Here is a 12288-nt window from a genome sequence, read left to right as displayed (position 1 = left end):
GCATATTATGGAGGAAAGCAATCTATGACACGTGCACAAATGAAACAAGCATCCAAAGATCAATTACGTGGCAATTGGGGCTGGGCTATTTGTCTAACTATTTTTGCCTGGTTATTTAACGCCGTCATCATGGATATTAATCGTTGGATCTGGACCGGAAAAGATTTTACCTACTCAATTCTTCGCTATAACAATGAAACATTAATTCAAGGTTATAAGCCTGGTTATGATCTTTCGACATTTATTGTCGGCTTAATTACTGGTTTAGTTTTATGGGGAGTTGCTTATACTATCCTAGATTTCGTTGAAACAGGAAAGAAAGAGCCTTGGTATGTTGGTATTTTCAGTGCCTACAGCAATGGACGTTTCAAGAATAGTTTGTTTACTCTTTTTATGACCAATCTTTTTATTACTTTATGGTTATTCGCATTTATTATTCCTGCCTTCATTAAGGGATATTCTTATGCCATGACGCCATATATCTTAAAGGATAAATTTGCTGCCGGACAAACTGATATAGGAGCAACTGAAGCAATTACTGAAAGTCGTCATTTAATGGACGGACACAAGATGGACTTATTCGTCTTAGACTTAAGCTTCATTGGCTGGGGTTTATTGGGTATTATTACTTTTGGTATTGGATTCATCTGGATTGTGCCTTACTACCGTCAAACCAAAGCTAACTTTTATCGTTCATTAGTTGCTAATAATTAAATATCACATAAAAATAACCGCTATAGCGCCTGAGCGTTGTAGCGGTTATTTTTTATTCAATTGTTTCCTTAGTTTCAAGAGAGACATTCCTATTATTTTTAATAAATTTTGGGCTTTAGTTCTACACAAACATCCTATTAAATCAAGGTTTGTTAACCTGATATGATCCTACCTAAGTAGACAACATAAATAATTAAAATTAGGATCATTTTTTATGTACAGAAAGTTATAACGTAACGTTAAACTTAAAACAGTTTAATCTAGTCAGACTCTTTTCTATTACTGTTTTTCATTTACAAACTAAATTTAACAAGATTAAACTTTTTATAACTAAAATGATTTGATTAGTACCCATACGTCCTAGTTCTACTTTTCAATCATTTCAATATACTTATTCCTCTTTTTCTGAAAATAATGTTTCTCTATTTCGACTATACAATACTATACCTATAGCCAAAGTTGTAAAAATTGCTATTCCAAAATTAATAGCAACAACATCAAGTACATTTAGTTTAGTTAACAGTATACTTGATACTACCATGGAACAAATTGCTCCAATTCTACCAATACTTGACCGTAATGATGTTAAAGATGAAATTCTTTCTACAGATACTATAGTTGAGAACATAACATTACAATAATATTCAACTAGTGTAAATATAAAGATTAAAAACATATAACTAAAAACGAAATAATAAGATTTAGTAATCAAAAAAAGAATCATTGACAAAGATAATACTACTATGGTGCTAAAACCAATAATTTTTATTTTATTTTTTTTGATATTTAAATTTATACTATAAGTGCCTAAACTTATTAATTGGAAAATAATATATAATAAATAAAAATTGTGTTTATTGAAACCTTTATACAAAAACAATCCTTGCCATAATTGATAATGTGCTTGAAAAAAGAATTGGCCTGAAAATGTAAGAGCCATCATTAATTGCATTAATTTCGAATTCTTAACCTCTTTTAAACCACTCTTTATTTCCTTGACCAAGGTTATATTATCTTCCTTTGAAGCACCAACATTTTGTTTATAATCTAGGATTGAAATTATAGCTAATATTACCAATCCAATTCCTATATAATAAAATTTTATTCCTAATGCATAATATAACCACGAGCCAATAGTACTTCCAAGAAGTAAAGCTATAAAGTCTAATTGATTACTAATACTAATAAATCTACCTAATTTTGATTTTTTATTATCTTTTTTTAGAGAATTTATTATATCTGCATCTAAGGTACCACTGTCTAAAGCACTCGAAATTCCATAGATGAACCAAGCTATTTCCATCCAGATTGTATTCCGCATAAGCAGAACAATTACCATCATTATTATTAGTAATATTCTTGATAAAACAAATAAAAATTTTTTTGAATAAAGATCAGCCCATAATCCACTAGGATATTCAAAAATAAATACTGCTATACTATATGCAGTTTGAACCATCATTATTTGGGCTAAAGAAAGGCCCTTTTGAAATAATATGATGGTCAAAACTGCATGAGGCAAAGCCGTTGCTACAGTTGTTAGTGCGTATGAAAGTAAATATTCTATTATATTCTTTCTTGTTCTTAAAAGACTCATAATTTTTATTCTCCATGACTACATATCTCGCATTTTCTATCTCTATTTACTTCTAATACGTATTTTTCAAATGTAGCACTATTAATCCCAAATCTCTTATTTAAAGAATTAATACGTTCGTAATTATGAGATAAGAACTCAATAATATCAGCCATTCCCATGCTGGCAGCAAGTGCATTATTTGTAAAACTTGATGGTGCCTCGTTATTAGCATTGATTCTATCTTCTAAAATTTTGCTTTCATTATGTCCACTAGATATGTCATCAGAAATAGATAACGCATTGTGACAAAACGGACAACTAGAAATACCAGGTATATAAAAAGGCCCTATAGCTGAAATATCATTTAAATATCCTATATTAAGAAAAGGTATTTCACTTTTTACACATGCTTTTGCAGTTAAAGATAATGCAGAAAAACTGTCACCAGATAGAATAACTAAAGTTTTATTTTTCTTATTTTGTTCAAAAATATTATGTAATACTTCTTTAGAAACATACTCTTTATATTCACTAATACTTAATTTATTATTTCTCTCAACCAAGTTCTTTTTAAGAACATCTACTTTATATTTACCAATATCATTTTCTGTAAATAAAAATTGTCTATTAAGATTACTTTTTTCAATTTTATCACCATCAATTAATTCTATTTTTCTCGGTGATAGTGAACCTATAGCAAATGAAATAAAATTTCCAATTCCCCCACACCCTACAATTACAAAGGTAGTATCTGCAAATTCTTTTGCAAGTGCATTTCCATTTAAGCCTAATGCATGAAAATATAGTTTATTTTTAAAATTTAAATCATCCTTTTTCTCAACATAAAGATTTTCTTTAACAATTAAATTATGCTCAACTAATGTGTCAAATATAGATTTATTAATATTATTTTTTTCACAAAATTTTATAACTTCATCATATGTTTTTTTATTTAATAAAAAATCTAAAATTTTTAAAGACTTAAGATAGTCGGCTTCACTTACAAAGTATTGTTTCGTTCCTACACCTAAAATCCCTTGATGATTACTACAGCCACCTGTTGCTAAATAACTAGTCTTGTAAAACATAATTTACCACCTTACTCATCATAAACTCTATAAAAATAAAAAGCTGATAATCTTCGTCAAAGCGTTGATTTATCAGCCTTTTTAGCCTATTCAATTTAAAAGCATTTTAACTTCTTAAATTGATTATTAATTTTTCATAATTCTATGCATAATTTTTTTATGTCCTTTCTTTTAATTTCTATTACATCATAAAGAAAAAACAAAAATATATATCGATATTTGCATAAACTATATTATAATTGCATATATGCATTTCTGAAAAAGGATAGACAATAATGACAATTGGAGAATTACTAAAAGAAAATCGCAAGAAACTAAATCTTACACAAAAAGAAATGGCCGGAACAATAGTTTCAACGTCTTTCTACTCTCGAGTCGAACAGGATAATACTCGTATTTCAGCCATTGATTTACTTAAAATTTTAAAAGTCCATCACATCAATATATCTGATTTCATTGATCAACTAACCATTAAACTAAATAATCAAACTGATGAAGATGAAATAATAGATACACTATTTATTGCATTTTTTAATAACGATATAGACACTGTCATGCAATTAAAAAAATATATATACTTACGGGCATCACAAACTACAAAATTATATATAAAATTAATTGAAGCTCTTTTAAAACAAGATAGGACTATATTAAATAAACAGGATGAAGATCTCATCAGAAAAGAACTATTTAACGGTTTAAATTGGTCAATTCCAACATTAAAATTATTTACTAATTCTATGTTTATTTATACTTCTGATGAGTTATCTTTTCTACTAACTTCTATTTTAAATAAATATCAAACAACTAAAAATGAAACAGTTCAAAAGTTCATTGCAAGTATTTGTATAAATTTTTTAGATTTATGTTATAAAAGAAAAAACTTTACCTTTTGGAAAAAGGGAATATCTTTTTTGTTTAGTTTGCCTAGTACTCCAGAACTGTTGATGTATAAATTGCTTGGCAAATATTATCAAGCCATTTTAGAAAAAGATAAAACTACTATAGATCATATCAAGACCACTCTTATGCTTTCAGGATTTTCAAATTATATAGAATTGTTGCCTAACATTTAAATATGCAAGTTAATATTAGATATGCAAATTTTATTACGTCTTCAAGATATTAATAAATAATAGAGATGAAAATTAAATCTTTAAAGGGTGAAAGAATTTATGGTTATTGTCGTAAAACCTACATTTTAATCATGTATAAATTAAACATTACATAAAAATAACCGCTATAGCGTCTGAGCGTTGTAGCGGTTATTTTTTATTCATCAACTAAAGTAATTCTTTCTTTATGGTGCTTTGGATGAACAATTTCATTTACAATCAAGCGAGCCATTGTTCCAGAGGTTACCTTAGATTCATTATTGTTATTAAAGAGAAGAGTATTGTTACCTAACATATAACCTGCAGCCTCTGGGCCTGCTTCAAAAGTCAATGCTGGTGAAATTCCCAGCCAATCTACATCTTCAACTTGTTTTAAGTAGTTTAATTCGTTTAATTGCTCTTGAGGGGTATTAATCCAGTTTTCTGAACCAGTTAATTTCTTAATGTCTTCCACTACCAAGTGGTTATCAATTCCAGTTCTAAGACTACCTGCACCTAAGATAAAGATTACTCTAATATCCTTGTTCTTAGCTAGACCACATAATTTAGTTGCTAGCTTTACTTGATCCTTTGCCTTTTCAGGAGTTGTACCAAAGGCATCAACAATTACATCAAAGTTTTCTAGTAAGCTATCGTCCATTGTTAAAACATCGCCAATTAAAAGGTGAGCATCTTTACCAAGAACTCTTTCGGCCTTTTCTTTATCTCTGACAATACCTGTAACTTCAAGATCTTTGTTTTCACTAGCTAATTTATAAATAGCACTCCCTGCCATTCCAGAAGCACCAATAATACCTACTTTCATTTAGGGATTCCTCCTTTTATATTTTATTCTTTCACCTTAGCTTAGCATGAATGAAGATAAGTGGGATAATATTTGGTTTTAAAAAACAAAATAAATAAAATAGAGCTTGGAATCTATCCTAAAAAGTTTGGAGAGCTAGTTATGATTATTGGTAAAAAGCGACAAGAGGTTATTTTTAATATTAAAAGATGTGTTAAGGAGAAAAAATTTAACGCAAAAGTTGAACCAGATGATCCAGTTTTAAGCAAAAAAGATCGCCTAAAATTAGTAGAAAAATTTTGGGCTAATCATAATAGCCCCTTTTCTAAAGCTATTAATATACTTGCACGCGGAATCCTTAACATCGGAACGCCTCTTTTAACTTTAAATACTGAAATTGATAATCCTGAATCTCTTAGTAAGCTTTCTTCAGCTATTGTAACCTGTAATCACTACAATCAATTTGATTGTCTCCCTCTGAAGCGGCTCGCCATGAAATATCATAAGCGATTATATTTTGTTATCGAAGATACTAATTTAAAACTACCAAACTGGATTGGCTTTTTAATGAGGAATATTGATAGCATCCCGGTAACTGCTAGTTTTCGCTATTTAGGACGTGAGCTGCCAAAACACTTAAATAAAATCTTTTCTAAGAAAAATCGCTGGATTGTGGTATATCCAGAACAAGAATTATGGCTTAATTATCGAAAACCTCGTCCTCTGCAAAAAGGCGCCTATTATTATGCAGCTAAAATGAATGTTCCAATTATTTCATGCTTTGTAGAAATTAAGGACACTAACAAGCAAGAAAAACTGCATCCTGAATTTAACAAAACACGTTGGATTCTTCATGTTCTACCTACTATTTATCCTGATCCCAAACTCTCACTTGCTCAAAATATAGAAAAAATGCGTAAAGTTGACTACCTCCAAAAGAAAGCAGCATATGAAAAATATTATGGGAAGAAGTTAGATTATACTTTTACAGATTGGGACATTGCCGGCTATAAGAAAAAATAGATTTTCTGCTTCTAATAACAGAAAATCTATCTTTAATTAAAAGTAATCATAAAACGAAACTTCACCCTTTATAAAATCATTATCTACTAAATGATGTTCCTTAATAAATCCTAATCGAACAGCTTGTTTCAAAGTTAAATGACCTAATAAAACTTTTGTCCAATTAGTTAAAGAGCCGCTATAATGGGGACCTTTTTCAGTTTTTCTCACTTTAGTCTCTTTGTTTATCTGATCAATCTCCCAAGTCCCATTATTTTCAGCAACTATTTCATCATCAGTTATTTCGATTTTAATTTTACCGGTATTAATTAAGTGCAAGGCTTCTAATACTTGTTCAACATTAATTATTCGAGTCATCATGTAAGGTAAAATTTGAACTTTTAATCCTTCCTGCTCTGGGAAAAATTCGCCTAGTAAGCTTGATTCTGGCATTTTCACATAATATTTCAAATCACTTGAAGAATGACTAGCAATAATGCTCAATAAGGCTTTCGCTGCTTGAGGCGTTTTATAGTACAGCTCCTTCACCCTAAACTCCCTATCCCGAATACGATAGAACATATAGCCAGCTGGCTGATTATTTTTATCAAAGTAGACACAGATAAATCTCCCAGGATAATAGGTATCTAAACGATCCCACCACCAGTCTTCACGATCAACAGTATTTCTTTGATTATTTTGATTCAGCTTATCTTGATATAACTTTATGACTGCTTCTTTTAAGTCTGAATCTTTCCATTTTCCTCGGACAATTTTTCCTTCTTTAACTGACTTAAAAAAGCGCAAATAAGCCGGATTTAATTTATACATTTTTTCATAAATAGCATTTTCATAGCCATAACGTCGATAAAAACTTTCAGAAAATGGTGCCAAATTAGAAATAGCATAATTCTGCCTGTACAACTCTAAAATAATTTCATTCATCAAGCGATTAATATCACCTTGACCGCGATTTTCTGGATATGAAGCTACATAACCAACTCCACCCATTTTTACCTTTTTAGCAAAGATTCTACTTTCAAATTCATTGACCATGATGTAACTAGCTAATTTTCCATCTTTATATTCGCCAACCCCCATACTATGGTCATATCTACTTAAAAAATTAACATCTTGATGAAGGTCATTAGTTTTTAAAAAGGAATATTCAACTAATGGGGCAATTTGATCTAAAGTTTGACTATCTTTATTTGGCTGTATAATTTTTCCTGTTGATGAATATCTATGATATTCTATCGACAGGATTTTTTTACGTAAAAAAAGAGGCCATAGTCCTCTCTTACTTAAAATCCTTCTTCGACCAATTCAATTAAGTGTATGGAGATTTAAACTATGTCCTCTTTAAATGATTATATTAAATTTACTCTTGATATTGAAGATAAAAACATTATTTTTTCTGATTATTCAAATGAAAATATTAACGGTAAGATTTACAAAATATATTTAGCTGAGCTGATCCAGCCTACTTGTCCTTATTGTCGTTCTACTAATCTTAAGCATAACGGTCATTACGTCTCTAACGTTCGTTTCATTACTGCTGATGCTAGTAAGCCCGTTACTATCAGATTAAGAAAACAACGTGTTCTCTGCAATTACTGTTTAAAAAGATCTATGGCTCAATCTAATCTGGTTAATAAAGGCTGCTATATCTCTAACACTTCTAAGCGAAAAATACTTTCTGCTCTTACTGAAGATCGTTCAATGACCAGCATTGCTAGAGAACATAATGTATCTGTCAACACGGTTCAAAGAGTATTAGAAGTCTGCTCTTCTAAGTTCTATGATGCCTTTGATCATCTCCCTGAACACTTAGCTTTTGATGAATTTAAGGGCGTAGGCAAAAAGCTTCACTTTATTTGTCTAGATGGTGATACTCACAAAGTTGTTCAAATTCTTAGAACTCGTTTCAAACCTGATATTCTACGCTATTTTTACAAGTTCACTCCTAAAGCTCGTGCAATGGTTAAAACAGTAACTATGGATCTTAATTGTTATTATCCTTTAGTTGCTAGAGAATTATTTCCAAATGCTCAGATAGTTATTGACCGTTTTCATATGGTTCAAATGCTTACTAGATCGTTTAATATTTTCAGAGTTCAAATCATGAAGCAATTTAATAAAAGAAGCCGTGAATATAAGCTTTTAAAGTCCCCTTGGAAGCTTTATCTCATGAAATATGACAAACTTAATAAGACTACTCCTTATTACGACTGGCATTTTAAGGACTGTCTAACACAGGAACATGTTGTCTTAGATGGTTTAGATTGTGACCAAACCTTAGAAAATACTTATTGGGTTATGCAGGACTTTATGACTGCTATTCAGGATAACGATGAAAAGAAAGTTATCCATCTACTTCATTCAAAACAAAATGTTGGTAAACAAATGCATCAAACTCTATTAACTTTTAAACGTAATTATTCTGGTGTCCTAAACGGTATTACCTCAACTTATTCTAATGGTTGTCTTGAAGGAGTTAACCGTAAGATTAAACAAATTGAACGTACTGCTTATGGCTATAGAAATTTCAAACATTTATTAATTAGAATTAGACTCGAAGAAAATATTATAAAAGAAAAGGAATCAAACAGCTATTTCTTAGCTGCTTAATTCCTTCTTAAAATTATCCATCAACAGGATTTGCAAAAGAGCCCTTTATTTAGTTTCATCTGCTTTTACCTTTTCTAAGATTTTTTTGAAATATCAATTTATCAGATAATATACGTCTATATTTTCATTATACTAAGATAAAAGCGCAACAAAAAAGTCCTAACCATCTGGTTAGGACTTTTAAATTGTGCTGACTAAAGGATTCGAACCTTCGACCTCATCATTACTAGTGACGTGCTCTGCCAACTGAGCTAAGTCAGCGTTTCTCACAACGTTAATTAGTATAGCAGATGATTTTGGAAAAAGCAAAACTTTTTTACAATAAAATTAATTACTTAATTAAAGATGTATTTATTATTTGCTTTTTAATAATATCATGATATTCTAATATAAAATCATTTAGGAGTTAAAACCATGAAATATTTGCACTGCACTAATTTAAATGCTTCTTCCTCCTCATCTTCCACCTCCAGTGGAACATGAGTGATTTTGTGTGGCCAAATATTTCCAAAAAAGCCTAGATTCACTTAATCACTTTTATAGCAGAGTGATTTTTGTGAATCTGGGCTTTTTTCTTTTAGAAAGGATTATCAAGATGAAACAACAAAACCATCTTAAGCGTTCATTAGGCTTCTTTTCAGCTATTTCAATTGTTATTGGGACAATCATTGGATCAGGTATCTTTTTCAAACAAGCTTCAGTTCTTCAAAGTGCTCATAATTCAACCTTAGCTATTAGTGCTTGGATCTTTGGTGGTGTTATTACACTAGCAGCTGGTTTAACAATTGCTGAAATTGGAGCTCAAATGCCATATACTGGCGGATTATACGTTTACATTGAGAAGTTATATGGTCGGATTCTTGGTTTTCTAGCCGGATGGATGCAAGTTATCGTCTATGGCCCTGCAATTATTGCAGCCGTAGGTGGTTTTACCGGTATTCTTATCGCCAATTTCTTTAATCTAAATGATTCCTGGCGCATTCCTCTATCAATTGGGTGTATGCTTTTTATCACTATTATTAATTTTTTAGATAATAAGGTAGGTGCAGCATTTTCAGTTATTACTACAATTGGAAAAATGATTCCGATTGCTGCAATTATTATTTTTGGTATCTTTTGGGGTCAAAATAATGCCTTAGGTCAGACTATTTCTGACGTTAAACAAAGTAGTGGCGGATTTGGAGTTGCTGTGTTAGCTACCTTGTTTGCTTACGACGGCTGGATTTTAATTGCGAACTTAGGTGGTGAAATGAAAAATCCTCAAAAAGTCCTTCCGCAAGCGATTATCTTAGGAATTACGATTGTTTTAACGATCTACACTCTAATTACAGTCGGTATCTTACGCTTTATTCCAGCCGACCTTATTGAGCGCCTAGGAGAGGATACAACTACGTATTTAGCTACAAAAGCTTTTGGTAATATTGGTGGAAAGCTATTAACATTAGGAATAATTATTTCGATGCTTGGTACTCTCAATGGTAAAATTATTACTTTTCCAAGAATTGTTTATGCTATGGCTAAAAGAAATGATTTGCCATTTTCATCTTATTTAACCTATTTAACTCCAAAAGGAAAATCTCCTATCGTTGCTACTATTTTTATCACCGTATTAGCAACTTTAATGCTAGTATTGTTCGATCCTGATCGCTTATCAGACTTATGTGTCTTTACGATATATTGCTTTTATATTTTGGCCTTTTTCGGCATTTTTAAATTAAGACGAGAAAATTCTAATCGCCCTTTTAGTACTCCGCTCTATCCTTTAGTACCAATCGTTGCAATTTTAGGTGGATTATTTATCGTTGTCAGTGAACTATTTAATGATCCTGCTGGTGTAGTTCTATTTTTAGGAATAGTAGCTGTTGGCCTACCTATTTTTTACTATCTTAAGCGTAAGGAAAAAACAAGTAGAAATAAGGCGATAGAAATAAATGAAAATCATGATTAGCATAAAAATAAAAAAAGACGCTAGATAAACTAGCGCCTTTTTTGTTCTTATAGTGCTGACTAAAAGCATAGAGGTTCTAGTCAACATCCTTGATATATCAATATTTTTAATAGACACGATACTTGCGAAGTGCAAATAAAGTGCATTTTTAACTAACAATTCCAAAGCTGTGAATTTTCTTTATAGGATTCTCGATTTTCCTTTACGTAAGTTGAAAGAAAAACTTGAATAGTATTTCCCATTCTTTGGCAAGCATACATATTAGATATGCGATTGTCATTACCAAGTAAACTGCTTAAATAAACTCTCAAAGAATACAAAGCTAAAACTGTATCTTTTTGCTTTTCAATCCCTGCATTCTTGCAAACAGCTTTTAATTTTTCATTTAAGCTTTTTTGTGTCACTGGTAATTGGTTATTTGAACTAATTGATTTATAATTATGTAAGTTCAGAAAAATGTATCCCGATGTATTTTTTAAACCATATTCATCGAGGTACTTTTTTTGTTTAATCTGAAAATCTTTAATCAAATCAATTACCTCAGTATTCTTAATTGGCAAACAATATCTATAAGCGCCTTTGGGTCTGTCTTTCAAAGAACCATTAGGCTTTCTTTCAGACCAGCTATCGTCGATTTTAAAAGTATAAGAACCCTCATACTCTACTAATTGGTCAAACTTTAATACTTGTAATTCTTCTGGTCGTAATCCCAGATAAGTATCTACAATTAAAGCTAACCTAGATACAGAATTAGCAATCGTGGCTCCTTTATATTCTTTAAGTAATTCTTCCCTTAAAACACTAATTTCATCTTTAGAAAAAAGATGCCATTTTCTACCTGTGCTGAAATCAGACTGCTTAAAGAATAATTTTAGATAGCCTTTAGGAATTGGATTTACAGCAAGAACAGCCTTATCTATAAGAAAAGTAAAGAAAGTTCGAAAATGTGCCAAAGTTACATCTATCACAGTGCTCTTTTTAACACTTGCTTTAGGATGATTATTAAGATACCAATGCCCAAAATCGTTAAAGAAATGCTGGTCAACATCTCGCAACTGAATACCTACTTTATTTTCATACTTAAGGTATTTACCCAATAAAGTTAAAGAATATCTCCAGCTTCGATTAGTTGTCGCAGTAATAGACTGAGCCTTTTTCTCAACAAATTTGGTGTACTCAATTAGAAGTTGGGATTCATCAGTAATACTTGGTAAGCCATTCTTATAGCTCGCATATTTCACTTTCAAATCAATTTCAAGCTTCTGTGCTTCAAGCTTACTATCAGCTCTTCTTGTTACACTTTTACGCTTGCCATTGACCATTGGTTGAATTCGCACTAGCCAAAGGCCTTTATATTTGCCCCTTTAGAATTTTTTTGATCATATTAAACCTCTTTTATAAAAAGAGAGCGGAATAATGATCTCTTA

General features: G+C 30.8%; 10 protein-coding genes and 1 tRNA gene. 5 read left to right on the top strand and 6 right to left on the bottom strand.

What is annotated here, in order from left to right; translation table 11 throughout:
• Positions 1 to 24: 24 nt before the first annotated feature.
• Positions 25 to 714: a DUF975 family protein gene (locus tag H0I41_RS00180; protein ID WP_011161265.1), complete on the top strand. Its 690-nt coding sequence runs from the start codon at positions 25 to 27 to the stop codon at positions 712 to 714.
• 391 nt (positions 715 to 1105) lie between these two features.
• On the opposite strand, the gene H0I41_RS00175 is transcribed toward H0I41_RS00180, so the two are convergent.
• The gene (locus tag H0I41_RS00175; RefSeq protein ID WP_135014511.1) at positions 1106 to 2311 is read right to left on the bottom strand and encodes an MFS transporter; all 1206 of its coding nucleotides are present in this window, start codon (positions 2309 to 2311) and stop codon (positions 1106 to 1108) included.
• A gap of 5 nt (positions 2312 to 2316) precedes the next feature.
• Entirely contained in the window at positions 2317 to 3381 is a 1065-nt protein-coding gene (locus tag H0I41_RS00170) for a ThiF family adenylyltransferase (RefSeq protein ID WP_011161263.1), read from the bottom strand.
• 275 nt (positions 3382 to 3656) lie between these two features.
• Here H0I41_RS00170 and H0I41_RS00165 point away from each other — a divergent pair, with 275 nt between their 5' ends.
• The gene (locus H0I41_RS00165; protein WP_011161262.1) at positions 3657 to 4457 is read left to right on the top strand and encodes a helix-turn-helix domain-containing protein; all 801 of its coding nucleotides are present in this window, start codon (positions 3657 to 3659) and stop codon (positions 4455 to 4457) included.
• A 196-nt stretch (positions 4458 to 4653) separates the two neighbouring features.
• Here the strand turns inward: H0I41_RS00165 and H0I41_RS00160 are convergent, their stop codons facing one another.
• Complete coding sequence (locus H0I41_RS00160; RefSeq protein ID WP_086874538.1) at positions 4654 to 5301, bottom strand: NAD(P)-dependent oxidoreductase; 648 nt, start codon at positions 5299 to 5301, stop codon at positions 4654 to 4656.
• 141 nt (positions 5302 to 5442) lie between these two features.
• On the opposite strand from H0I41_RS00160, the gene H0I41_RS00155 reads away from it, so the two are divergent.
• Positions 5443 to 6303: a 1-acyl-sn-glycerol-3-phosphate acyltransferase gene (locus tag H0I41_RS00155; protein WP_014566906.1), complete on the top strand. Its 861-nt coding sequence runs from the start codon at positions 5443 to 5445 to the stop codon at positions 6301 to 6303.
• Between the two features lie 36 nt (positions 6304 to 6339).
• Here H0I41_RS00155 and H0I41_RS00150 read toward each other — a convergent pair whose 3' ends face one another.
• Complete coding sequence (locus H0I41_RS00150) at positions 6340 to 7503, bottom strand: GNAT family N-acetyltransferase (RefSeq protein WP_135014510.1); 1164 nt, start codon at positions 7501 to 7503, stop codon at positions 6340 to 6342.
• Positions 7504 to 7635: 132 nt separating this feature from the next.
• Here H0I41_RS00150 and H0I41_RS00145 point away from each other — a divergent pair, with 132 nt between their 5' ends.
• Entirely contained in the window at positions 7636 to 8913 is a 1278-nt protein-coding gene (locus tag H0I41_RS00145; RefSeq protein WP_182094552.1) for an ISL3-like element ISLjo2 family transposase, read from the top strand.
• Between the two features lie 188 nt (positions 8914 to 9101).
• Here the strand turns inward: H0I41_RS00145 and H0I41_RS00140 are convergent.
• Positions 9102 to 9174: transfer RNA gene (locus H0I41_RS00140), tRNA-Thr, on the bottom strand.
• Positions 9175 to 9508: 334 nt separating this feature from the next.
• On the opposite strand from H0I41_RS00140, the gene H0I41_RS00135 reads away from it, so the two are divergent.
• A complete protein-coding gene (locus H0I41_RS00135) occupies positions 9509 to 10861 on the top strand; it encodes an APC family permease (RefSeq protein WP_023599001.1) in 1353 nt (450 codons plus the stop codon).
• A 152-nt stretch (positions 10862 to 11013) separates the two neighbouring features.
• Here H0I41_RS00135 and H0I41_RS00130 read toward each other — a convergent pair whose 3' ends face one another.
• Entirely contained in the window at positions 11014 to 12198 is a 1185-nt protein-coding gene (locus tag H0I41_RS00130; protein ID WP_234694702.1) for a phage integrase SAM-like domain-containing protein, read from the bottom strand.
• Positions 12199 to 12288: the final 90 nt, after the last annotated feature.

It is taken from the genome of Lactobacillus johnsonii (assembly GCF_014058685.1).
GTDB lineage: Bacteria > Bacillota > Bacilli > Lactobacillales > Lactobacillaceae > Lactobacillus.
Note: the sequence above shows the minus strand (reverse complement) of the source record. Positions and strands in the feature narration are given on the sequence as shown.